We start from the raw sequence: 23,782 nt of genomic DNA on the forward strand, positions 1-23,782 counted from the left end.
GCTTCAAACGACCGGCCAGGGTTCATAGAAATCCTGCGTATAAATGCCATCTCCTTGCGGCAAGGATTGCTGAAATCCTGGCCGTTCGGAAATACGGGCATACCACTCCGCCACAGCGGGATGCCGGTCCAGCTTGACGAAATACCGCGACATGTAAACCGCCTGCCCCACAGAAATATCCGCCGCCGAAAAACCACTTGTCAGCAAATAGTCGCGATTCTCCACCGGCGTACTTAACCGCGCCTCAATGGCATCGTAACATTTGCCGATCCGCGCCGCCTCCAGTTTCATCACAATCGGCGAACGCATACTGTCTTCGCGCAGCGCCACATGCTGCTGGGTTAGCGCCGCCGTGTGCTGGCTCAGGGTTTCAGCAAAATGCACCCAGACCAACCAGGCCATCCGGTCCATGCTGTCTTTTGAACGCCCCATCCGGTCCGGCGAAAACCGCTCGCACAGATATTGTGTGATTGCACCGGTTTCGAACATCCGCTCCCCGTCGATCTCCAACGCCGGCACCCGGCCTGCCGGCGACAGGCTTAGGTACTCCGGTTCGCGCAACGACTGATCGAAAGCATGAAACCTGACCTGAAAATCCACTTCCAACTCGTTCAGCAGCCAAAGCGTGCGCATCGAACGGGTCTGCGGGCAGTGATGCAAGGTGATCATGCTGCCGTCTCCGCCTCTGCGTCCAACCGGACCAGTGCAGCACCGGCTTCCACCTGATCGCCCACAACCGCCAAGACCTCTGCCACCACGCCATCGCGCGCCGCCAGCAAGGAATGCTCCATCTTCATCGCTTCCAGCACAGCCAGCCTGTCACCTTTGCTGACAACCTGTCCAACCTTGGCATCCACAGCCCGCACCAGCCCCGGCATAGGCGCTTCAATCAGGTTGCCATCCCCCTGCGCCCCAGATGCGCGGTCCAGCGGATCAACCACATCAAAGGCCATGCCATAGCCATCAAAGACCGTAACCACACCAGCCGCCAGCACCACATCTGCGGCCTGTTGCCCGCCAAGGGTCCAGCTCTGCCCACGCCGCGCGGCGCGCACCTCGACATCATCCACATTCCAGATCTGCGCATCCGGCCCCAGAACCCGCACTTTCAGGGCATGGATTTCCTCGCCGCGCGCCAAAGTCACCGCCCGGCGCAAGGGCCGCCACAGGGTAAATCCGGTTTCCGGCATCCCGTCCAACAAGCCCAAAGCCGCCATGCCCGCTAAGGCCACATGCCGCGCCTCGACCGCGGGAACCTGGGTCAAACTGTCGATGTCGCGGGCAATCAGGCCGGTGTCGACATCCCCCTTGCCAAAACCGACATGCCCCGCAAGCGCCCCCAGAAACGCCAGATTTGTCACCGTCCCCCCCACCTGACAGCCGCTCAGGGCCGCACGCAACTTGGCCAGCGCGATATCCCGCGTCGCCCCATGTACAATCACCTTGGCAATCATCGGATCATAAAACGGGCTGATTGTATCCCCCGCACGCACGCCTGAATCCGCCCGCGTCTGTGGTGTGAACTGCAAATGCGTCAATGTCCCCGTCGCCGGCAAAAAGCCCGCCGGCACGTCCTCGGCATAAAGCCGCGCCTCAAAGGCATGGCCGTCAATCTTCAATTCCTCCTGCGCCTTTGGCAAAGCTTCCCCCGCCGCCACGCGCAATTGCCACTCCACCAAATCCACGCCCGTGATGGCCTCGGTCACCGGATGTTCGACCTGAAGGCGGGTGTTCATCTCCATGAAAAAGAACCCGTCCGACGATAAACCGTCCGATCCATCAACGATGAATTCAACCGTGCCCGCCCCGGCATAACCGATCGCCTCGGCAGCCTTAACCGCCGCGTCGCCCATCGCGGCCCGCATTTCCTGCGTCATTCCCGGTGCCGGTGCTTCCTCGATCACCTTCTGGTGACGGCGCTGCAAGGAACAGTCGCGTTCAAACAAATGCACCGCCTTGGTGCCATCGCCAAACACCTGCACCTCGATATGGCGCGGCTTAGAGACAAATTTTTCAACCAGTACATCGGAGTTGCCAAAGGCCGTCTTTGCCTCAGACCTTGCCGATTCCAGCGCCGCCTGAAACGCGCCAGCCTCCTCAACCAGCCGCATCCCCTTGCCGCCACCACCGGCCACCGCCTTGATCAACACCGGAAAGCCGATCTTGTCTGCTTCCTGCGCCAGCAAAGCGTCATCCTGATCTGCCCCGTGATAGCCTGGCACAACCGGCACATCCGCCTCGATCATCAAGGCCTTGGCCGCATCTTTCAGACCCATTGCTCGGATGGCAGATGCAGAGGGGCCGATAAATACCAGACCGGCCTTTTCCACCGCTTCGACGAAATCGGGGTTCTCGGACAAAAAGCCATACCCCGGATGGATCGCCTGCGCGCCACTGTCCAGCGCCGCCTGAATGATCACATCACCACGCAGATAACTCTCTGCCGGGGCTGATCCCCCGATATGGACCGCCATATCGGCCATCGCCACATGTTTGGCCTGCGCATCCGCGTCCGAATAAACCGCCACACAGCGCACGCCACAGCGACGCGCCGTCTCCATCACCCGACAGGCAATCTCGCCCCGGTTCGCAATCAGGATTGTATCAAACATGAATACCCAAACCTCTCATCTTTCATCTTCATCTTGCCCTTAAACACCGGAGGTCCGGAGGCAGAGCCTCCGGAATGTCCCACCATCAGCCCAAAGCACCATCACATCCGGAACACGCCGAACTTCGTTTCTTCAATCGGCGCATTCAATGATGCAGACAGGCTCAGCGCCAGCACATCACGTGACTTGCGCGGATCAATGATCCCGTCATCCCAAAGCCGCGCACTTGCATAAAGCGGATGGCTCTGCTCCTCGAACATATCAATTGTGGGCTGCTTGAACTTGGCCTCTTCCTCGGCGGACCAGGTCTCGCCTGACCGCTCGATCGCATCGCGCTTTACCGTGGCCAATACACCCGCCGCCTGCGGCCCGCCCATCACTGAAATCCGGCTGTTCGGCCATGTCCACAGGAACCGTGGCCGATAGGCCCGCCCGGCCATACCATAGTTGCCGGCACCAAAGGACCCGCCAACCAGCATGGTAATCTTGGGTACATTGGTAGAGGCTACAGCAGTCACCATCTTGGCCCCATGCCGCGCGATACCTTCATTCTCGTATTTCCGGCCCACCATAAAACCGGTGATATTTTGCAAGAACACCAAGGGGATATTGCGCTGTGAACACAGTTCGACAAAATGCGCACCCTTTTGCGCGGCTTCGCTGAACAACACCCCATTATTGCCGATAATCCCGACAGGGCATCCTTTGACATGGGCAAACCCGGTCACCAAGGTCTCGCCAAACCGCGCTTTAAATTCGTCAAAGCGCGAGCCATCCACAAGCCGCGCAATCACTTCGCGGATGTCATAGGGTGTGCGCAGATCCGCAGGCACGACCCCCAACAGTTCCGCCGGATCATAGGCCGGTTCTTCCGGGGTCTGCCACTGAACGGTCGCGGGTTTGGCCCGGTTCAACTGCCCCACCGCACGGCGCGCCAATGCCAGCGCATGGGCGTCATCCTCGGCCAGATAATCCGCAACCCCCGACAGGCGGGTATGCACATCGCCGCCGCCCAGATCTTCGGCACTGACAACCTCGCCGGTTGCGGCCTTGACCAAGGGTGGACCAGCAAGAAAAATCGTCCCCTGTTCTTTCACAATGATCGTCACATCCGACATCGCAGGCACATACGCCCCGCCTGCGGTACAAGAGCCCATCACAACCGCAATCTGCGGAATGCCCTTGGACGACATACGTGCCTGATTATAGAAAATCGCGCCAAAATGGTCGCGGTCGGGGAACACCTCGTCCTGTTGCGGCAGGTTCGCGCCACCGGAATCCACCAGATAGACGCAGGGCAGATGATTGGCCTCTGCGATCTCCTGGGCGCGCAGGTGCTTTTTCACAGTCATCGGGAAATAGGTGCCGCCCTTCACAGTGGCGTCGTTACAGACCACCATGACCTCCTGCCCCTGCACCTGACCGATGCCGGCAATGACCCCCGCACAGGGCGCGGCATTGTCGTAAAGCCCATGCGCCGCCGTCGCACCAACCTCAAGAAACGGGCTGCCCGGATCAAGCAGGTTTGCCACCCTTTCGCGGGGCAACATCTTGCTGCGGCTTTCGTGGCGGGCGCGGGATTTTTCGCCGCCCCCCATCGCCGCCACCTGCGCGGCCTCGTTCACCAATGACAACGCATCCAGATGCGCGGCCTCATTGGCCTTGAATACTTCGGATGAAGTTAGAGCTTGTGACGTTAGTTTCATGGAAACCCCTTCATGCGGCAACTGCGAAATTTCGAGCAAACTGTTGCTCGGTAAAATAAAATCCACTTAAGGATTGATCCAAATCATACTGTGATACTGCGCCGCAGCATAAATTGGGGCTGTAACTAGAATCGGGAATAGTAAGATGAAACACACCCTCGCCGCCCTCCTGCTTGCCAGTGTCAGTGCAACAAGCGCCATGGCGCAGTCTCAGGGAGACATTACCGTTGGCTTCGGCTTTGGTTCTGTCATGCCAAAATCCGGCAATGGCACGCTCGCCGGCGGCACCGCCGACATCGGCAGCAACCTGCGGCCAACCTTTACCGCTGAATATTTCATCCGGGACAACCTTGGCATCGAATTGCTGGCTGCGACTCCGTTCAAACACGATATCAGCATCGCCGGTATCGGACATGCCGGCGTCACCAAGCAGTTGCCGCCCACCTTGTCGCTGAACTACCACTTCCGGACAGACTCGGCGTTCAAGCCCTATATCGGTGCCGGTGTGAACTACACCACATTCTTCCAAGAAGAGTCTCCCCTTGGCACGCTTGAACTTGACGACAGCTTTGGCTTCTCGGTTCAGGTCGGTGTTGATTATGAACTGAACGAAAAAGCGGCTCTTCGTGCAAACCTGCGCTGGATGGACATCGACACCGAAGCAACTTTGAACGGTGCATCCATCGGCACTGCCGAAATTGACCCTTATGTGGTCAACTTTGCCTATGTCGTGAAATTCTGACGACACCCTGACATCTGGCGGAGACTGCATCACACTGTGGCCTCCGCTTGCGCCAGCGCTTTCAACTCGGCACGAATGACCTTGCCGGTCACGGTCATCGGCAGCGCCTCCAAGAAAGTAACTTCCCTTGGATATGAATAGCTTGCCAGCCGATCTTTAACCCACATCTGTAGGGCTTCGCCGGTCACATCCGCCCCTTTTTTGCGCACCACATAGGCTTTGACCACTTCGGTACGCAGGGCATCAGGTTTGCCCACCACACCGCAGGTTGCAACATCGGGATGGCTTAACAGGCAATCTTCGATTTCGGCCGGACCAATCCGGTAGCCCGCAGAGGTGATCACATCATCCTCGCGGCCAACAAAACGCAAGTAGTCCCCGTCCCAGATGCCCCGATCCCCGGTCAGCATCCAGTCGCCACAGTATTTCTGCGCTGTTTCCTCTGGCCGCTGCCAGTACCCCAGCATCATCGACGCAGAGCCGCGCCGCACCGCGATATCCCCCTCTGCGTCACTTTCCTGCCCCTGCGCGTCTAGCACCGCCAGATGGTGACCTGTCACCGGCTTTCCAATCGCCCCCGGCAAAGCCGCGAAGGCCGCGCCACAGGACGACGCGATCATGTTGCATTCCGTCTGTCCGTAGAACTCGTTGATCTCAAGGCCGAATGCCTGCCGGCCCCACGCCAGCATTTCCGCCCCCAAAGGCTCACCGCCACTGGCAACCGAACGCAGCCCGGCCACCGACACATCCGCCGCTTTCAACATCCGCAAAGCGGTAGGCGGGAAAAATACGTTACGCACCCCGCCCCGTTTGATCACGTCACAGCACCCGTCCGGCGTGAATTTCGCCATCCGTGCCGCCACCACAGGCACTCCCAAGGCCAGCGCCGGCATCGCCACGTCAAACAGACCGCCGATCCATGCCCAATCCGCAGGCGTCCACAGACAATCCCCGGGCTGGCCCAGAAAATCATGACTTATCGCAACACCGGGCAGATGGCCGGTCAACATCCTGTGCCCATGCAACGCCCCCTTGGGGCTGCCGGTGGTGCCGGACGTATAGATCAGCACCGCCGGATCGTCAGGGCCAGTATCCGCAAAGGGCACATCAGCGCCAGCGACACCAACCTCATCCGCAATCCATGCCTCTGCCAGCCGCCCAAGCAGGGCGGCCCCTTCCACGTCGGTCAGAACCAGCGCACAACCGGCATCCGTTACCCGCGACGAAAGAGCATCCTGCTTGAAGAGTTTGAACAAAGGTACTGAAACCGCGCCGATTTTCCAGATGGCCAGATGGGCGGCAGCGCACCATGGCGATTGCGACAGCAAGACACCCACGCGATCCCCAGCCTGCACCCGCGCCTCAAGTGCGCGCGCCAAACCGTCCACCATTTCCTTTAGGTCAGCAAAAGTTACGTCCCGCGGGTGTGCCAAAGTCAGATCAACAATCGCAACCGCATCCGCAGGCTGTGCCAGACATTGCGCCGCCATGTTCAACCGCGCGGGAAAATCCCACGTCCCGTCTTCCAACACGCCTGGCAAAGCTGCTGTCATGATCTGGCTCAGCCCATTGCCGCCATCATTTCGCGACCAACCAGCATACGCCTGATTTCAGAAGTACCCGCGCCGATTTCCATCAATTTGGCATCGCGGAAAATCCGGCCTACCGGGTTATCGGAGAGATAACCTGCCCCCCCCATCGCCTGTACGGCTTGATGCGCCTGCACCATCGCCTGTTCAGAAGCATAAAGACAGCAGGCCGCAGCATCCTGACGGGTGACGTCGCCACGGTCACAGGCCTTGGCGACCTCGTAAACATAGGCCCGCGCCGAGTTCATCGCCGTGTACATATCAGCCATCTTGCCCTGCATCAGCTGGAAATTCCCGATCGGCTGGCCGAATTGTTTGCGCTCGGCCATATAGGGCATAATCTCGTCCAGACAGTTGGCCATGATGCCAAGACCAATACCGGCCAACACCACCCGTTCGTAATCCAGACCAGACATCAGCACGCGCACGCCGCGCCCCTCTTCGCCCAGAACGTTTTCAAACGGCACTTCGACATCATCAAAGATCAGCTCGGCGGTGTTTGATCCACGCATCCCCAGTTTGTCGAAATGCGGGCTGGTGGAAAACCCCTTCATGTCCTTATCAATCAGGAAGGCCGTGATCCCTTTGGACCCGGCATCCGGATCGGTTTTGGCGTAGACCACCAAAGTTTGCGCGTCCGGCCCGTTGGTGATCCAGTATTTATTGCCACTCAAGCGGTAGTGATCATTGCGCTTTTCCGCCCGCAGCCTCATCGACACCACATCACTGCCTGCGGAAGGCTCCGACATCGCAAGCGCGCCCACATGCTCGCCAGAGCAAAGCTTTGGCAGGAATTGATGACGCTGCTCGTCTGTGCCGTTCAGTTTGATCTGGTTCACGCAAAGATTTGAATGCGCCCCATAAGACAAGGACACAGAGGCCGAGGCGCGCGCGATTTCCTCAACAGCAACTGTATGCGCCAGATAGCTCATGCCAGAGCCGCCAAACTCTTCGCTGACGGTCATCCCAAGCAGACCAAGCTCGCCCATTTCTTTCCACAGCTCTGGTGGAAAGTCGTTTTTCTGGTCGATTTCCGCCGCCATCGGCTTGACCCGTTCCTGCGCCCAACGATGCACCATCTCGCGCATGGCTTCGACGTCTTCGCCCAGATTGAATTTCATGCTTGCGGTGAACATGGCTCTCTCCCCAAAACCGATTTAATGAACACTTGTTCATATCCTTAACGATCTGCCCGCCATGCGTCAACAGGGACGCATGATCCTGCGGCGGTTTTCACGTTTTGCGCCCGTCGTGATGGAACCACAGCGCCCCCATTCCGTTAAGCCCCTGAACGCAGATGATACAAAAGGACACAGAACATGACTGATCACATCAAGAAGGAATTTCTCGACCGTTTGGAAGACACACGCGTCGGCATGTTGTCCGCCGGCGCGGCCCGGGCCGTACCGATGAGCCACTATTTTGACGATGACGACCCCCAGGCGACACTGTGGTTTATCACCGCCAAGCAAACCGATCTTTCCAAGGCTGCGGGCTCCGGCACACCCGGCACATTCATTGTCAACAGCACGGATGAATCCCTTCACGCCCGCCTTGAAGGCACGCTCAGCATTTCCAACGACGCGGCCCAACTTGATCGGATTTGGTCGAAAGTGGCCGAAGCATGGTTCGAAGGGGGCAAACAGGATCCGGACATCCAGCTGTTGCGCTTTGACCCGAAAGAGGCCGAGGTCTGGATCACCGGTGGCAGTATCAAATTCCTTTATGAGATCGCCAAGGCAAATTTGACCGACAGCAAACCCGATGTCGGCGACCACGCGGTCATCACATTCTGATCATGCCCACCCCCGCCCGATCGCGGGCCCTAACGCCCCCGGCAATGCCGGGGGCGTTTGCGTGACGGCAGGCCTATTAATTCTTCGCCCAAAGCGTCCCGCCTTTAACCTGAGCCATTGTCTATCGCTTTTCGCGTTCGACCAAAGGAAGAGGCCGCGAACAAGCGCTTCATGTTTAAGGCAGGACGCTCTAGGCGCTCTGAAAAACCGCCCCAACCTCTGCTTTGATAATCCGCGCAATCAGCGCGCAGTCTTCCAGTGAAAAGGTCAACGGGACACGCATGTCGATAATCCCCGCCAATACCGCGTCACTTTTGGGCATGACCGGCGCATCCACATATCGCCAGCTGTCATACCGGCTGGTAAACCCGACCGGCTCTGCGCCGCCGAACCACTTCAGCTCGACACCGCGCTTCAGGCAACGTGCCAGCACGTCCTCGACATTTGCCGCTGACCAGCCCTGCAACAGAAACTGGATCGACGATCCCACGATGATCTCGGCTTCGGGCCGCTCAATCACCGTAAGTCCGGGCGTGTCGCGCAGCCCCTTTTCGACCGCGAAGTAACGGGCGTTCCAGCCCTCACGGTGTTCATCCAGCTTGCGCAACTGGGGCCGCAGGATCGCCGCGCGCAGATTGTCCATCCGCCCGGAGATGTTTGGCGTCTCGTATCGTATCTGCGCATAGGCCTCAGCAGGCGGTCCAGCCGGATGCTTTTCATACATCATATAAGACCCTGACAGGATCACGGCCCGCGCCGCAACCTCTGGATCATCGGTGACAAACAAACCACCTTCGCCGGAATTCACATGTTTATAGGTCTGGCAGGAATAACACCCGACCTTGCCCTGCGTGCCTGACGGGACACCCTTCCAGGACGCCCCCATCGTATGCGCACAATCTTCGATCACAATCACGCCGGCAGTATCACAGAGCGCCATCAGCGCTTCCATATCCGCCAGATGCCCGCGCATGTGGCTCAGCAACAGCACATCAGCCTGCCCGGCTTTGGCCGCCAGATCATCAAGGTCGATCACCAGTTGCTCCGTCACTCCGACAAAGACCGGCACCGCCCCAACGGCAGCAATCGCACCCGGCACAGGTGCCAGTGTAAAGGCATTGGTCAGCACCCTGTCGCCGGGCCGCACCCCGACCGCACGCAGGGCCGTCGCCATGGCATACCCCCCCGAGGCAACCGCCAGACAATATTTCGCCCCCACCTGCTTGGCGAATTCCTGTTCCAGCAGGGCCGTTTCCGCCACCTCACCCGCAGCCGTGTTGTAGCGATGCAGGCGCCCCGACCGCATCACGGCAATCGCGGCCTCGATACCTTCTTCCGGGATCGGCTCTTGCTGGGTGAAGCTGCCTTTGAAAACCTCGCTCATACCGCCGGCCCGATCAACTGCGCGACAATCCCGTCCAGATCATCGTAATGGTCCAGCACCGCCTCAGGGGTCAGCGCCTGCATGTCACCACCCGCAGGACCAAAGGTTACCAACACACAGGGCACGCCAGCGGCCTGGGCTGTTTTGCGGTCGGTTTCTGTATCACCAATCAACATGCATCGCGCCGGATCACCGCCCGCACGCCTTGCGGTTTCAAACAAATGCTCCGGATCAGGTTTACGCACCGCCAGCGTATCCGCCCCCAGCATGGCGTCAAAGACATTGCGAACACCCAGCCGTGTCAGCAAAGTATCGGCAAGCCCTTCCGGCTTATTGGTGCAAATCGCCACAAAGTACCCCGCGGTTTTCAACCGTTCGACCGCTGCCATTGCCCCCTCATACAACACCGTATGTGTATCAATGTCTTGCGCATAGGCCGCCAGCAATTTTGGGTAATAGGCGTCAATCACCGTTTCATCATCCGCACGGTTCAGCCGCTCCATCCCCAACCGCAACATCGCGCGCCCGCCGCGCAGGGCCGTACCTGCGTCCTGTTTCACATCCAGCAGATCACCTGCTCCCATGTCGCGAAAACAGGCATTGGCCGCCGCAATCAGATCGCCGCTGGTGTCTGCCAAAGTCCCGTCCAGATCGAATACAACTGTCTTCACGAAATCCCTCCCATGCGCGGAACCCCGCCCGTCGATGTTGCAACACGCAACCTTGTTTGATTGGTGGCAGACTTGCACCGGACTGCCAAGCGCGTAAAGAGGGGCAAAAGACCCCAAAAGCGAGTAGAACATGAAAACCGCCCTGATCGTGCTTGCCGCTGGCAAAGGCACACGGATGAATTCCGACCTGCCCAAGGTCCTGCACCCCATCGCCGGGGAGCCCATGTTGATCCACGCCCTTGAGGCCGGCACAATGCTTACTCCTGAGCGTGCGGTTGTGGTGGCCGGTCACGGTGCCGATCAGGTCCGAGCAGCCACGCTCGAGCATGATATTTCAATCAAAGTGGTCGAACAGTCAGAGCAACTGGGCACCGCTCATGCGGTGGCACAGGCGCGCGACGCCCTTGCCGGGTTTGATGGCATGGCGCTGGTGCTCTATGGCGACACCCCCTTTATACGCGCCGAAACTCTTGAGGAAATGCAGGCGGCCCTTGCCCAAAACGATGTTGTCGTGTTGGGATTTGAGGCGGCAGACCCTGCGCGCTATGGCCGGCTGGTGATGGATGGTCAGCAATTGGACCGGATTGTCGAGTTCAAAGACGCCTCCGAAGACGAACGGATGATCACCCTGTGCAATTCCGGTGTTGTGGCTGGTAATGCCGATCTGCTGTTTGATCTGATCAACGCTGTGGATAACAAAAACGCCTCCGAGGAATATTACCTGACGGATATCGTCGGGCTGGCCCGCGCCCGCGGTTTGTCCGCCACTGCCGTCACCTGCGCCGAATGGGAGACCGTCGGTATCAATTCGCGCGCCGAACTGGCCCGCGCCGAAACCGATTTCCAGAAACGCGCCCGTGCGGCACTGCTGGAAGACGGGGTAACCTTGACCGCCCCCGATACGGTTTTCCTTGCCCGCGATACCGTGATTGGACGCGACACATTAATAGAACCCAATGTGGTGTTCGGCCCCGGCGTCACGGTGGAATCCGGCGCCACCATCCGCGCCTTTTCGCACCTTGAGGGCTGCCACGTCTCACGCGGATCAGTTGTCGGCCCCTACGCGCGCCTGCGCCCGGGTGCAGAACTGGCCGAACACGTTAAGATCGGCAATTTTGTCGAAATCAAAAATGCCCAGATCGCCGAAGGGGCCAAAGTGAACCACCTGAGCTATATCGGCGATGCGACCATCGGGGCCGCGGCAAATATCGGTGCCGGCACCATTACATGTAACTACGATGGGGTAATGAAACATCATACCCATGTTGGGGCCAATGCGTTTATCGGATCAAACACCATGTTGGTCGCCCCTGTCTCAATCGGCGCTGGTGCATTGACCGGCAGCGGCTCGGTGATCACCTCGGACGTGGAACCAGATGCATTGGCACTGGCCCGCGCACCGCAGATTGAAAAACCGGGCATGGCACGAAAATTGTTCGATATGTTAAAGGCCAAGAAGGCCAAACAACAGAGAGGCAGCTAAAAATGTGTGGTATTGTCGGTGTTTTGGGCAGCCATGAAGTGGCCCCTATTCTGGTTGAGGCCCTCAAGAGGCTTGAATATCGCGGCTATGACAGTGCCGGCATTGCCACCGTAAACGATAGCAAGCTGGCGCGCCGCCGCGCGGTGGGTAAGCTGGTGAACCTGTCCGATCTTTTGGTGCATGAACCGCTGGCGGGCAAGGCAGGCATCGGTCACACCCGCTGGGCCACCCATGGTGCGCCCACCGTCAGCAACGCCCACCCACATCAGGCCGGCAAGGTCGCGGTTGTACACAACGGCATCATCGAGAATTTCCGCGAGTTGCGCAGTGAGCTGGCCGAAGATGGCGTCGAATTTGTGACCGAAACAGACACTGAAACCGTTGCGCTGTTGACCCATCACTATATGAAATCTGGCATGACGCCGGTTAACGCCGTCAAAACGACCCTGTCCCGTCTGGACGGCGCTTTTGCACTGGCCTTTCTGTTTGACGGTTATGACGATCTGATGATTGCGGCCCGCAAGGGATCCCCCCTTGCCATCGGCTATGGCACCGGTGAAATGTTTGTCGGCAGTGATGCAATCGCCCTTTCACCAATGACCGACCGTATTTCCTATCTTGAAGAGGGCGATATTGCCGTCGTCACCCGCAGCTCGGTCGAAGTTACCGACGCCAATGGCAATCTTGCCAACCGCGCCATCAAACAAATTCAGGTCGACGCAACCCGTATCGACAAGGCCGGTCACAAGCATTTCATGGCCAAGGAAATTGCCGAACAACCCGGTGTAATCGGTCAGGCGCTGTCGCATTATCTCTCTGATACGGGCGACATCCTTTTGCCCGGCGAAGGTGTTGATTTTACCAAGGTTGATCGCATCACCATGGTTGCTTGTGGCACCGCCTCTTACGCTTGTCTGACGGCGAAATATTGGTTCGAACAGATTGCCCGCATCCCTGTCGAGGTCGATGTCGCATCAGAGTTCCGCTACCGTGAACCGCCGATCCCTGATCACACTTTGGCACTTTTTGTCAGCCAGTCCGGCGAAACCGCCGACACGCTGGCCGCCCTGCGCTATTGTGAGGAGCGCGCGCAAACCATCCTATCAGTCGTGAATGTGCCGGAATCCTCTATCGCCCGTGAAAGCGACCTAACCCTGCCGATCTATGCCGGTATCGAGGTTGGTGTGGCCTCGACCAAGGCGTTTACCTGCCAGCTGACGGTCCTTTTCATGTTGGCGCTCAAAGCGGCCCAGCAGCGCGGCACATTGAACGACGAGGCTCTGGCCGATCACGTCAGCGCCCTGCGCGGCCTGCCCTCGGTGATCAATGCCGCCCTAGAGAAAAACAGCGAAATCCGCGACGCTGCGCAAAAGCTGTCACATGCACAGGATGTTCTGTTTCTGGGCCGTGGCCGGATGTTTCCAATGGCACATGAGGCAGCTCTTAAACTAAAAGAAATCAGCTATATACACGCCGAAGCTTATGCATCAGGTGAACTAAAGCACGGCCCCATTGCCCTGATCGATGAAAACATGCCCGTGGTGGTTCTGGCCCCGCATGATTCATTGTTCGACAAGACCGTCAGCAACATGCAGGAAGTCATGGCGCGGCAGGGAAAGGTGATCCTGATTTCTGACAGCGAGGGCCTTGCCACCGCCAGCGAGGGCGTCTGGGCGACCATCGAAATGCCGCGCATTTCCGAAGCGCTGGGTCCGATCCTCTATGCCATCCCCGCGCAATTGCTGGCCTATCACACGGCGGTCGCGAAAGGCACCGATGTGGATCAGCCCCGCAACCTCGCCAAATCCGTTACGGTGGAATAATGGCCAAGCAGTTTGACCAGATCTCCGACGACCACCGCCAGTTTATCGACGCGCAGCATATTTTCTTTTGCGGTACGGCTGCCGATGAGGGCCGTGTGAACATCTCGCCCAAGGGCATGGACAGTCTGCGCGTGATGGGGCCCAACCGGATCATCTGGCGCAACCTGAGCGGCTCGGGCAATGAAACCGCGGGCCACCTGTTGCGCATGAACCGGATGACGTTGATGTGGTGCGGGTTTGAAATCCGCCCGATGATTATGCGGGCCTATGGCCGCGCAGAGACCTTGCATCCTCGCGACGCGGCTTTTTCAGCGTTGAACGCCCATTTCGAAACTGACGTTGGTGCGCGCCAGATCTACGACATGACCATCGATCTGCTTCAAACCTCCTGCGGCTATGCGGTACCCTTCTACGACCACAAGGGCCCAAGGGACACGCTAAGGCGTCAGGCCGAACAGCATGGCCCAAAGGGCGTGGCCCAACGATGGGCACGCGACAATCAAAGCACCATCGACGGATTGCCTACACATATTCTGGATACACCTGATGCATGAACCTTACCTCGAACAGCTGACCGCGCTCGCGAACCCGGCCAAAGCGCTGGACATGCGCAAATACCACAAGGTGGACCGCACCTATCTGGGCCTTGCCAATCCGCAGATTGACGCACTGACCAAAGAGTGGCGCACCGAGCTGGATACCGACGCCCGCGTCGCCCTGTCAGATGCCCTGTGGCAGACCGATGTCTATGAGGCACGGGTGGCGGCAGCCAAACTGCTGACACAGGCCCGCATCCGCCCTGATGACACCGCAGCATGGGAATTGATCGCATCATGGACGCCGGACTTTGACAGCTGGGCCATTGCCGATCACGCCTGCATGGCGGGACAGAAACGTCTGGTGGCCGATCCTGCGCGACTGGATCACGTCGAGACATGGATCGCCTCGGATCACATGTGGACGCGCCGCGCCGCCTTTGTCAGCACCCTGCCCTGGACCAAGCAAAACAATCCCAAACCCGCCGAGATCGAGGCCCGTGACCGGATCCTTGGCTGGGCCGCGTCACTGACCACTGACCATCAGTGGTTTATCCAAAAGGCCATCGGCTGGTGGCTGCGTGAACTGTCGAAACATGACGCGGTGCGCACCACGGGTTTCATCGACGCCCATGGCGACAAGATGAAACCCTTTGCGGTGAAAGAGGCCCTGCGGTTCCTGAAAAAATCAGCCTGAACCTAGCCTTCCAAGGCGACCTGAACCTCGGTCAAATCCGTCAACGATGCGCCGATCAGCCGCAAGGCGGGAAGTGACATCCGGCTGCCTGCCGTGGCCGGACCGTCCAGCGGCAACAGAGTCACGAGTGATGATTTGCCATTGGCCGGATTGGTCACGCGGCCCTGTGCCTCATTCTTAACCAGCGGGGTTTTCATCCAAAGTCCTGGCTCTGTCGGGCTGCCCAGTGAGACAACCGTCTTGCCAAGGTTCTTGTTCGGGACCTTGGGGGGGGCTACCGCCGCCGCGCGCTGCTCCGGTGTTGTGGTATCCAGCGCCTCAACCGTGCGGGCCGCTGGCGGTGGGGGCGGCGCGGTCGTGGCGGGTGCAAGGGCGGCAGTGTCAACCTCTGCGGCAGGCTCTATCATCTTTTCAGCCACCACAACTTTGGACGCGGGATCCTTGCGCAGAAAACTGCCAACCGCCGAACAGCCCGGCAAAAGCGCTACAAGAACGCCGGATACCACGAGGTGCTTCATCATCTATCCGGTCTCCTGCGCCGCTTTTCCTGTTTTGACCTGCGACCCTCAGGTCGGCAGTGCGATGCTCAATGGTATAATTTCTTGTTGCGGTTCTTCAACCGGGGCCTCAACCTCGGGCGGGGTGCAGCCGGCCAGCAGGGCAGCCAAGGTCGTCATAATCATCAAATGCTTCATTCTCTAGTCCTTTGGTCTCAATCCCCCGACCCTAGCTTTACCTTTACGTCACTTCAATCATCCAAATGCCGCTTGCTCAGCCCCCGACAGGGCATTACCTATTACTTATGAACGCACCTTTGATTGATCCATTCGCCCGCGCCATTACCTATTTGCGCGTATCGGTTACAGACCGTTGTGATTTCCGCTGTGTGTATTGCATGTCCGAAAACATGACCTTCCTGCCGAAAAAGGAATTGCTGACGCTGGAAGAGCTGGACGCGATGTGTACAACCTTTGTTGGCATGGGCGTCGAAAAGCTGCGCATCACGGGCGGGGAACCACTGGTGCGCAAGGGGATCATGACCTTCTTCAATTCAATGACCCGCCATCTGGAAAGCGGCGCGTTGAAAGAGCTGACACTGACCACAAATGGCAGCCAGCTGGAACGGTTTGCCGGTGACCTTTATGCCGCTGGTGTGCGCCGCGTGAATATCTCGCTTGATACCATCGACGAGGGCAAGTTTGCCGAGATCACCCGCTGGGGCCGATTGCCGCAAGTCTTGCGCGGCGTAGAAGCCGCGCTCAAAGCGGGGCTGAAGGTCAAGATCAACGCCGTTGCGCTGAAAGACTTTAACGAAGATGAACTGCCCGCACTCACCAAATGGTGTGCCGATCTGGGCATGGATCTGACGTGGATCGAGGTCATGCCAATGGGGGATCTGGGCAATGAGGACCGGCTGGGCCAGTATTGGTCGCTGGACGATGTGCGCGCGCGCTACGCTGATCACTACACGGTCACCGATCTTGCGGAACGCACTGGCGGGCCGGCGCGGTATGTACGCCTTGAGGAGACCGGCCAGAAGATCGGGTTTATCACGCCGCTGTCGCATAACTTCTGCGAAAGCTGTAATCGCGTGCGGCTGACCTGTACCGGCGAACTTTATATGTGTCTGGGTCAGGAAGACATGGCCGACCTGCGCGCGCCCCTGCGGGCCAGCCCGGATGACTCCAGCGCTTTAGAAGCCGCCATTCGTGAGGCCATCAGCCATAAACCCAAAGGCCATGATTTCGACTACTCCCGCCAGCGGCTGGATGGCCAGATGCCGCGCCACATGAGCCACACCGGCGGCTGAGCCCGATCATGTCCGTGCCCTTTCTTTACCGCGCATGGGTTGCGGCCAGCATGGTTCTTGTGCCTTTCGCCGCATTGATCGAAACGCGCAAACTGCGCCGTGCTGGCATCAGCGTGCAGCGCGCCCACGAAAAAATCGGCCACGCCACAGAGCCGCGTCAGGACGCTGTGCCGTTGGTCTGGTTCCATGCCGCCTCAGTCGGGGAAAGCCTGTCGGTACTCGCGCTTATTGCGCGCATAGGCGTGCATCTACCGCAAGCCCAGTTTCTTATTACCTCCGGCACGGCGACCTCAGCCAAGCTGCTGGCCAGCCGCCTGCCGCCCCGCACCGTGCATCAGTTTGCGCCGTTTGACGCCCCCGGTCCGCTGCGCCGGTTCCTGAAACACTGGCACCCCGATGCAGCCGTGTTTGTCGAAAGCGAAATCTGGCCGCAAATGCTGCGCCGCACCCATGCAACCGGCGCGAAGCTGGCAATGGTCAACGCCCGGTTGTCAGAACGCTCAATGGCGCGCTGGGGCAAGTTCCCGAACTCCGCCCGCTATCTGCTGGACGTATTTTCGCTGATCCTGACTCAGAACGACAGAATGGCCCAAGGCATGGTCGATATGCACGCCCCTGCTGATCGGGTTGCGCGGGGGATCAACCTGAAATCCATGGCCGGCCCTCTGCCTGTTGACGAGGACGCCTTGTTCGAGGCCCGCACCGCCATTGCTCACCGCCCCGTCTGGGTGGCCTCGTCAACCCACGAGGGTGAAGAACAAGCGGTGCTTGCCGCCCATAAGACCCTGTTGAAATCCCACCCGGACCTCTGCCTGATCCTAGCGCCACGCCACCCTGAACGCGGCACCGAGGTGATGAACATGATTGCCGGCGCGGGCCTTAGCCTGACCCGGCGTACCCGCGGCGACATGCCGGGGGCTCAGGTGTTTCTGGCCGATACCATGGGCGAGTTGGGCCTGTGGTATGATCTGGCTGACATTGTATTTCTGGGTGGCTCTCTGAAACCCATTGGCGGGCATAACCCGTTCGAGGTTGCACAATCAGGTGCCTGTGTTCTATCCGGACCGCATGTTGCGGCATTTGCCGAAACCTACGCCGAAATGGAAGCCCAAGGCGCGGCGCGTCTTGTGGCGGATGGGGATGATCTGGCCGCACAGGTGGATCAATGGCTCAGCGACGCAGCCCACCGCGCACAGGCCTGCGCGGCCGCCCGTGACTATATCGACGGCCAGACTGACCTGCTGGACGGCATCGCCACCCGCCTGATCACCGCGCTGGAGCTAACACCATGACCCAAGTCGACATCCGCGCCACGCAGGTCATCGCCCCCAATTTTAAGAAACGCCTGTCCGGTGTGACGGCCACCGTTGTGCGCCTTGTGCCGGTCCAATCCCGCGATATCAATATTGCCGCCACCGGCCCCGTGATCCCCGCGCATGTGCCGCAAATCCCGCTTTGGTCGTTGATCACCATGCCCCGATCCGGGCCTGACGGGCCACGTGTCTGGCACGCACGGCGCAACGTCGAGATGATCGGCGGGCTGGCACTGAAATATCTTCTGGGCAAACGCCTGAAGCTGGTTTTCACCTCGGCCTCGCAACGCAAGCAAAGCGGGTTGACCCGCTGGCTGATCCGCCGGATGGACGCGGTGGTGGCCACCTCTGCGCGCGGTGCCACCTATCTTGAAGCCCCTGCGCAAGTTGTCATGCATGGGATTGATCTGGACGGCTTCGCCCCGGCGCAAGATAAACCGGCCCTGCGCGAGAAGCTGGGATTGCCCAAGGACGGGATGCTGTTGGGCTGCTATGGGCGCATCCGCGCGTCAAAAGGCACCGATGTGTTTCAGGCCGCCATGGTTGAGGTGATCAAGCGTCACCCTCAGGTTCATGCCCTGATCATGGGACGTGCCGTGCCCAAGGACAAAGAGTTCCTGCAACAGATCAAAGAGGCGGTTGCAGCAGAGGGATTTTCCGACAACTTCCACTTTCTGCCCGAAGTCCCCGTAGAGGATATGGCAGATTGGTACCGTGTTCTCGACCTTTACGTCGCGCCCCAGCGCTGGGAAGGGTTTGGCCTGACCCCAATCGAGGCCATGGCCTGCGGTGTACCGGTTGTCGCCACCCGCGTCGGCGCATTTGAAGAGATTGTCGTGCCGGGCACCGGCTATCTTGTCGCACCGGACGATCCTGCGGCGCTGGGGGCCGCCCTGCTTGAAGCCTGCGAGCCACCCAGCCCAATTGCCCAATGGGAAACCAAAGCACGGCCCCATGTCGCCGCGCATTTCGCCATTGAGCGGGAAGCGGCAGATCTGGTCACGCTGTACCGTCGTTTGCTGTCAGAAAGCTAGGGTCAGGACCCTAGGGCCTGTGGACATTCATCGCATGCCCTAATCAAAGCAACAGCAGGGAGAGGCCACGCCCCACCCTGCCGCCAAAGCGTTACGCCGCTGGCATACGTTGTTCGACGATACCGGCCCACCAGCTACAGCCGGTCGGGATCGCCTCGTCGTTGAAGTTGTACATCGGATGATGCACCGCCGCACCCTCGCCGTTGCCCATCAGGATGTAGGCCCCGGGGCGCGCTTCCAGCATGAATGCGAAATCCTCGCCGCCCATGACCAAGGGGGCCTCTCCACATTCCCCCGTGACCTGACGCGCCACATCCGCCGCAAATTCTGTCTGCTCGGGGTGGTTCACCATCACCGGATAGTTGCGCACGTATTTCACCCGTGCCACCGCCCCGAAACTGGCCGCAACCCCTTCGCAAATCTCGACCACACGTTTTTCGGCCAGATCACGCAAGTCGTTTGAAAGCGTACGGACCGTGCCCAACAGGTTTACCCGCTGCGGGATCACATTGAACGCCTTGGACGAGGATTCAATCGAGGTGATCGACACCACGATATTGCCAATAGGATCGGCATTCCGGCTGACGATGGTTTGCAGCGCGGTGATGATATGCGCAGTGACTACGGTTGTATCAATGGTTTCATTAGGCTTGGCCGCGTGACCACCAAGGCCCTCGACTTCGATTTCCAGCAGGTCCGTCGCAGCAAAGAACGGGCCGGTACGAATGCCAAAGCTGCCCGTTGGCATCCCGGGCCAGTTGTGCATGCCGTAAACTTCCTGAATGCCCCAGCGGTCCATCATGCCATCGTCACACATTTCCTTGCCGCCACCGCCACCTTCTTCGGCGGGCTGGAAGATCACCACACAGGTGCCGTCAAAGTTGCGCGTCTCGGCCAGATATTGCGCCGCCCCCAGCAGCATCGCCGTATGCCCGTCATGCCCGCAGGCGTGCATCGCATTTGGCGTCTTGGAGGCATATTCAACCCCGGTCTGCTCGTGGATCGGCAAAGCGTCCATATCCGCGCGCAGCCCGATAACCTTGCCACTGTTGTTCTGTTTGCCTTTGATCACACCCACCACACCGGTGCGCCCGATCCCTTCAACAACCTCGTCACAGCCGAAGCTGCGCAGTTTTTCGGCAACCGATGCAGAAGTCCGGTGGGTTTCAAACAGAATTTCAGGGTGTTCATGGAAATCACGGCGCCAGGCGGTGATGTTTTCGTGTAGTTCGGCAAAGCGGTTTTTGACGGGCATGTCTCTATCCTTATGTATGTATTGTCATCTATCTAGGCGCTAACGGCCGCATTTGAAAGCACTGGCAGCGCGGGTATGTCCTCAGGTCACGCTTTCAGCCCCTAACTTTCAGGGACCGCCGACGATCCTGCCAAGGTCCATAGCCAACCTGCCCAAAATCAACATCTGCATATGGACGCCTGCAAAGCGTGGCAAACCCTTCGATCGGCCTTTGACATGGGGCGGGATGCTACCTATGATTGCGCAAGACACGCGGGCAAAATTCGCCGTCGCGCGCATGGGCACAGGACATCACTTGCTTACTTTCAGCAAATCCCAGCTTAGACAGCCCGTCGCTGACCAAGCCAGCCCTTTCAGGGAAAATTTGGTGACCCGTTTGCGAACCGATTTTTCGAAAGCCCCGCATGGATTGGCCGATCACGTCATCCTCGCGCAGGCCGACCGGCTTTGGAAACAGGCAGACCGGCATGGGATGCGCAGCCAGTCCGATTATACCCGTTATCATTATCTGTTATTGGGCATGTCAAAAGATTGGCACAACAGCCCCGACAGGGACTGGATCACGCAAGTTCTGACCCGCAGGGATTTGACCGGCACTGCAAAGCTGGATTTCATCTATCAGACGCTGGGGGCGACGCCATGAGCGCCTATCAGATCAAATCAGGCGACACGCTTTCAGCGATTGCCCGTACCCAAGGCACCAGCGTCAGGGCCTTGCTGCAAGCCAATCCGCAAGTTGCAAACCCCGATCTGATCATGGTCGGCGGTCATTTGGAAGTTCCACTGGCACCGGTGTCAGATCCCGCCGTTGCAGATGCTGTTGATCTGGGAACGCAGGCCGATGCAGAGGCCAACCGCACCGAAGAGGCCACATCAACGGGCCCTTGCAATTGCAAAGATGACGAGGAAACCAAAAACCCGGCGGAAACCCCGGTCGATGCCGAGGCAAACGAAGACCTGCTTGCCCCCGTGGCACCCGACCCGATGGACGAGACCGATTTCGGCAAGTCGTTTGAAGCCACAACCGGCACCAAGCTGAGCGAAACAATCGCACAATACGAGGCGGACACCGGCAAGGAACTTAGCCCCGATACCGTCAAAACCCTGTTTACGGATCATGACGCGGCGCGAACCCTGCTTATGAATGACCGCACATTACACCAGAATTACCGCGATATTCTGAACCAGAACATTCCCGCCACCGCCCAAGCCGCCGAGGCAGCGGAGTACGAGCGGCTGTCTTATATCAAATCCTGGTACCATGACCCGTGGAACAACTCCAAATGGATCAGCCCGGATGGTCACCTTGAAGCGGTCTATAACAAGACAACAGGTGCGCTGGACAACTCCGACGCTTATAAGGGCACATTCAATTTCTTCGGCCCGGATAACTTTTGGGGCCATAAGGCAGCTGATGTTGATCCCTACAACAAATGGGGAAACTAGATGCAGCGACGGCACCTTTGGCAGATGGCCCTATCACTCTTTCTCTTGGGAACCAGCACGATGAATGCGCAAAATCTCAGCTCTTTGGAAAAATCCGCCATCGAACGCCTTGAAACCGCAACCGAGTGGCTGGTGCGCTATGGCGCGTTTGTCCTGGAAATGCGCGGCCAGTCCTTTCTGAAATCCAAGCTGACCGAAAAGGGGCCGGTTCTTTTGTGGGTTACCCCGCAGGTGGATACCAAAGACACAATCGCCCAGTTCCGCATCAAAGCCGGCGGATATAACTACGATATCGAAGCCATCTATCGCGAAACCCTGAATGATCAGGAGTTTGTCTATTGGGTCACCCATATCAGCGCACAAGACTGGGCAACGCCGCTGCGCGGTTGCCGCTTCCATATCAGCACACCGCAACATGATGGCAAACAAACCGTTCTGCTGTCATCAGAACGGTTTATTCCCTCTTACAAAACCGCCAAAGGGGACGTCTTTACCTTGCCGCAGGATGATCTCGACATCCTTTACAAACTACGGGCATGGCGCTTTCAAACCTGTTTTGCCGGAACAGACTTGGCCAAAACCGAAGTCACCCATGATGCACTGGGCAAGCTGACAACCGCTCCGGCGGCATCCCCTGAAGAGCGATAGGGGCAAGACCCCTAATGCAGTTTCGACAAAACTAACGTGGCAGGATTATAGGGTCCTGCCCCTAGGAAACCTTCATACGGGTTTCGACAATCTCTGCGAACCACGAACAGCCCGCGGGAATCGCCTCGTCGTTGAAATCATACATCGGATGATGCACGGTTGCCCCTTCTTCCCCGTTGCCGATCATCATATAGGCACCGGGCCGCTCGTTGAGCATATACGAAAAGTCTTCGGCAGCCATGATCGGCGGCGTATCGCGCCATACGCCGGGGGTCACGGTTTCGGCGGCATCCGCTGCAAAATCCGTTTCGTCGTCATGGTTCACCGTCACCGGGTAACCGCGATCATAGGTGATCTCGGCGCGGCATTGATGGGCCGCTGCGGTATGGGTGACGATATCGTGCAGACGGGCCTCTGCCAGATCACGCACATCCTCATCGAGGGTGCGCACCGTGCCACGCAGCTTGACCGTCTGGGGCAGCACATTGTGACTGTCCGTGTCACTGCGCATAGTACAGACCGAGACAACCACCTGTTTCACCGGGTCGATATTGCGGGCCGCAATGGATTGCAGGGCAACCACCACATGGGCCGCAGCAAGATTGCTGTCGACCGCCTCGTGGGGGGCCGCGGCATGGCCACCCTGACCCTCGATGATGATGCAAATCTCATCGGTCGCCGCCAACAACGCCCCTTTGCGGATGGCGAATTTACCCACTGGATAGTCAGGCATATTATGCATGCCATAGACCTCGTCGATATCCCAACGCTCCATCAACCCGTCTTTGACCATCTCGTTGCCACCGCCGCCGCCTTCTTCGGCAGGCTGGAAAATCAGCACGCAGCGACCATCGAAGTTGCGGGTTTCCGCCAGATATTGCGCCGCCCCCAAGAGCATCGCCGTATGGCCGTCATGGCCGCAGGCGTGCATCTTGCCCGCGATCTTTGAAGCATAGGGCAAGCCTGTGGCTTCCTGAATCGGCAAGGCATCCATATCCGCGCGCAAACCAATTGTGCGCCCCGATGTATTTTCGCGCCCCTCAATCACCGCAACAACACCGGTCTGGCCGATGCCGGTGGTGATGTCGGTGATGCCGAAACTGCGCAATTTTTCCTCTACAAATTTCGCGGTCTCATGCACATCGAACTCCAGTTCGGGGTATTGGTGCAAGTGGCGACGCCATGCGGTAATTTCGGCATGGGTTTCGGAAAAACGATTCTTGATCGGCATGGCACA

At 58.8% G+C, this 23,782-nt stretch carries 23 protein-coding genes; 12 read left to right on the plus strand and 11 right to left on the minus strand.

Annotation, left to right across the window (positions count from 1 at the left end):
- Positions 1–3: 3 nt before the first annotated feature.
- From HKX44_RS06320 to HKX44_RS06330, 3 genes are all read right to left on the minus strand, one after another.
- Positions 4–669 carry a glutathione S-transferase family protein gene (locus HKX44_RS06320; protein WP_276150425.1) on the minus strand — a complete coding sequence of 222 codons (666 nt, stop codon included), beginning with the start codon at positions 667–669 and terminating at the stop codon, positions 4–6.
- Positions 666–2,612: an acetyl/propionyl/methylcrotonyl-CoA carboxylase subunit alpha gene (locus tag HKX44_RS06325; protein ID WP_276150426.1), complete on the minus strand. Its 1,947-nt coding sequence runs from the start codon at positions 2,610–2,612 to the stop codon at positions 666–668. The genes HKX44_RS06320 and HKX44_RS06325 overlap by 4 nt, the downstream gene beginning before the upstream one ends.
- A 101-nt stretch (positions 2,613–2,713) precedes the next feature.
- Entirely contained in the window at positions 2,714–4,318 is a 1,605-nt protein-coding gene (locus HKX44_RS06330; RefSeq protein WP_276150427.1) for a carboxyl transferase domain-containing protein, read from the minus strand.
- 145 nt (positions 4,319–4,463) lie between these two features.
- Here HKX44_RS06330 and HKX44_RS06335 point away from each other — a divergent pair, with 145 nt between their 5' ends.
- Positions 4,464–5,060 carry an OmpW family outer membrane protein gene (locus HKX44_RS06335; protein WP_276150428.1) on the plus strand — a complete coding sequence of 199 codons (597 nt, stop codon included), beginning with the start codon at positions 4,464–4,466 and terminating at the stop codon, positions 5,058–5,060.
- Between the two features lie 29 nt (positions 5,061–5,089).
- Here the strand turns inward: HKX44_RS06335 and HKX44_RS06340 are convergent, their stop codons facing one another.
- Positions 5,090–6,613 carry an AMP-binding protein gene (locus HKX44_RS06340; protein ID WP_276150429.1) on the minus strand — a complete coding sequence of 508 codons (1,524 nt, stop codon included), beginning with the start codon at positions 6,611–6,613 and terminating at the stop codon, positions 5,090–5,092.
- A gap of 8 nt (positions 6,614–6,621) precedes the next feature.
- A complete protein-coding gene (locus HKX44_RS06345) occupies positions 6,622–7,785 on the minus strand; it encodes an isovaleryl-CoA dehydrogenase (RefSeq protein WP_276150430.1) in 1,164 nt (387 codons plus the stop codon).
- Between the two features lie 183 nt (positions 7,786–7,968).
- On the opposite strand from HKX44_RS06345, the gene HKX44_RS06350 reads away from it, so the two are divergent.
- Positions 7,969–8,445 (plus strand): pyridoxamine 5'-phosphate oxidase family protein, encoded by a 477-nt coding sequence (locus HKX44_RS06350; RefSeq protein ID WP_276150431.1) that lies wholly within the window; start codon positions 7,969–7,971, stop codon positions 8,443–8,445.
- A 190-nt stretch (positions 8,446–8,635) separates the two neighbouring features.
- On the opposite strand, the gene HKX44_RS06355 is transcribed toward HKX44_RS06350, so the two are convergent.
- The gene (locus tag HKX44_RS06355) at positions 8,636–9,829 is read right to left on the minus strand and encodes an aminotransferase class I/II-fold pyridoxal phosphate-dependent enzyme (RefSeq protein ID WP_276150432.1); all 1,194 of its coding nucleotides are present in this window, start codon (positions 9,827–9,829) and stop codon (positions 8,636–8,638) included.
- Positions 9,826–10,500 (minus strand): HAD-IA family hydrolase, encoded by a 675-nt coding sequence (locus HKX44_RS06360; RefSeq protein ID WP_276150433.1) that lies wholly within the window; start codon positions 10,498–10,500, stop codon positions 9,826–9,828. The genes HKX44_RS06355 and HKX44_RS06360 overlap by 4 nt, the downstream gene beginning before the upstream one ends.
- Positions 10,501–10,630: 130 nt before the next feature.
- Here HKX44_RS06360 and glmU point away from each other — a divergent pair, with 130 nt between their 5' ends.
- The 4 genes from glmU to HKX44_RS06380 are packed head-to-tail and all read left to right on the plus strand — an operon-like array spanning position 10,631 to position 15,039.
- Positions 10,631–11,983: a bifunctional UDP-N-acetylglucosamine diphosphorylase/glucosamine-1-phosphate N-acetyltransferase GlmU gene (glmU, locus tag HKX44_RS06365; RefSeq protein ID WP_276150434.1), complete on the plus strand. Its 1,353-nt coding sequence runs from the start codon at positions 10,631–10,633 to the stop codon at positions 11,981–11,983.
- Positions 11,984–11,985: 2 nt separating this feature from the next.
- Positions 11,986–13,806: a glutamine--fructose-6-phosphate transaminase (isomerizing) gene (gene glmS, locus HKX44_RS06370; protein ID WP_276150435.1), complete on the plus strand. Its 1,821-nt coding sequence runs from the start codon at positions 11,986–11,988 to the stop codon at positions 13,804–13,806.
- Positions 13,806–14,360 (plus strand): pyridoxamine 5'-phosphate oxidase family protein, encoded by a 555-nt coding sequence (locus HKX44_RS06375; protein WP_276150436.1) that lies wholly within the window; start codon positions 13,806–13,808, stop codon positions 14,358–14,360. Before glmS ends, HKX44_RS06375 begins: the two co-directional genes overlap by 1 nt.
- Positions 14,353–15,039, plus strand: a complete 687-nt coding sequence (locus HKX44_RS06380) for a DNA alkylation repair protein (RefSeq protein ID WP_276150437.1) — start codon at positions 14,353–14,355, stop codon at positions 15,037–15,039. Before HKX44_RS06375 ends, HKX44_RS06380 begins: the two co-directional genes overlap by 8 nt.
- A 2-nt stretch (positions 15,040–15,041) precedes the next feature.
- Here HKX44_RS06380 and HKX44_RS06385 read toward each other — a convergent pair whose 3' ends face one another.
- Complete coding sequence (locus tag HKX44_RS06385; RefSeq protein ID WP_346348167.1) at positions 15,042–15,560, minus strand: hypothetical protein; 519 nt, start codon at positions 15,558–15,560, stop codon at positions 15,042–15,044.
- A 45-nt stretch (positions 15,561–15,605) separates the two neighbouring features.
- Complete coding sequence (locus tag HKX44_RS06390) at positions 15,606–15,734, minus strand: hypothetical protein (protein WP_276150438.1); 129 nt, start codon at positions 15,732–15,734, stop codon at positions 15,606–15,608.
- A gap of 107 nt (positions 15,735–15,841) precedes the next feature.
- Between HKX44_RS06390 and moaA the strand changes: the two genes are divergently transcribed.
- Genes moaA through HKX44_RS06405 form a run of 3 tightly spaced genes read left to right on the plus strand, consistent with a single transcriptional unit; the run spans position 15,842 to position 19,196 of the window.
- Complete coding sequence (moaA, locus tag HKX44_RS06395; RefSeq protein WP_276150439.1) at positions 15,842–16,849, plus strand: GTP 3',8-cyclase MoaA; 1,008 nt, start codon at positions 15,842–15,844, stop codon at positions 16,847–16,849.
- Positions 16,850–16,857: 8 nt separating this feature from the next.
- The gene (locus HKX44_RS06400; RefSeq protein WP_276150440.1) at positions 16,858–18,141 is read left to right on the plus strand and encodes a 3-deoxy-D-manno-octulosonic acid transferase; all 1,284 of its coding nucleotides are present in this window, start codon (positions 16,858–16,860) and stop codon (positions 18,139–18,141) included.
- Complete coding sequence (locus tag HKX44_RS06405; protein WP_276150441.1) at positions 18,138–19,196, plus strand: glycosyltransferase family 4 protein; 1,059 nt, start codon at positions 18,138–18,140, stop codon at positions 19,194–19,196. The genes HKX44_RS06400 and HKX44_RS06405 overlap by 4 nt, the downstream gene beginning before the upstream one ends.
- Positions 19,197–19,287: 91 nt before the next feature.
- Here HKX44_RS06405 and HKX44_RS06410 read toward each other — a convergent pair whose 3' ends face one another.
- Positions 19,288–20,451 (minus strand): M20 aminoacylase family protein, encoded by a 1,164-nt coding sequence (locus tag HKX44_RS06410; protein WP_276150442.1) that lies wholly within the window; start codon positions 20,449–20,451, stop codon positions 19,288–19,290.
- A 367-nt stretch (positions 20,452–20,818) separates the two neighbouring features.
- On the opposite strand from HKX44_RS06410, the gene HKX44_RS06415 reads away from it, so the two are divergent.
- From HKX44_RS06415 to HKX44_RS06425, 3 genes are read left to right on the plus strand one after another with little or no spacing between them, the layout of a single operon-like run.
- Positions 20,819–21,094 carry a hypothetical protein gene (locus HKX44_RS06415; protein ID WP_276150443.1) on the plus strand — a complete coding sequence of 92 codons (276 nt, stop codon included), beginning with the start codon at positions 20,819–20,821 and terminating at the stop codon, positions 21,092–21,094.
- A complete protein-coding gene (locus HKX44_RS06420) occupies positions 21,091–21,897 on the plus strand; it encodes a LysM peptidoglycan-binding domain-containing protein (RefSeq protein ID WP_276150444.1) in 807 nt (268 codons plus the stop codon). The genes HKX44_RS06415 and HKX44_RS06420 overlap by 4 nt, the downstream gene beginning before the upstream one ends.
- Complete coding sequence (locus HKX44_RS06425) at positions 21,898–22,545, plus strand: hypothetical protein (protein WP_276153132.1); 648 nt, start codon at positions 21,898–21,900, stop codon at positions 22,543–22,545.
- A gap of 61 nt (positions 22,546–22,606) precedes the next feature.
- Here the strand turns inward: HKX44_RS06425 and HKX44_RS06430 are convergent, their stop codons facing one another.
- The gene (locus HKX44_RS06430) at positions 22,607–23,776 is read right to left on the minus strand and encodes a M20 aminoacylase family protein (RefSeq protein ID WP_276150446.1); all 1,170 of its coding nucleotides are present in this window, start codon (positions 23,774–23,776) and stop codon (positions 22,607–22,609) included.
- Positions 23,777–23,782 lie beyond the last annotated feature (6 nt).

This window comes from Sulfitobacter sp. M05, from assembly GCF_029285175.1.
Lineage (GTDB): Bacteria > Pseudomonadota > Alphaproteobacteria > Rhodobacterales > Rhodobacteraceae > Sulfitobacter.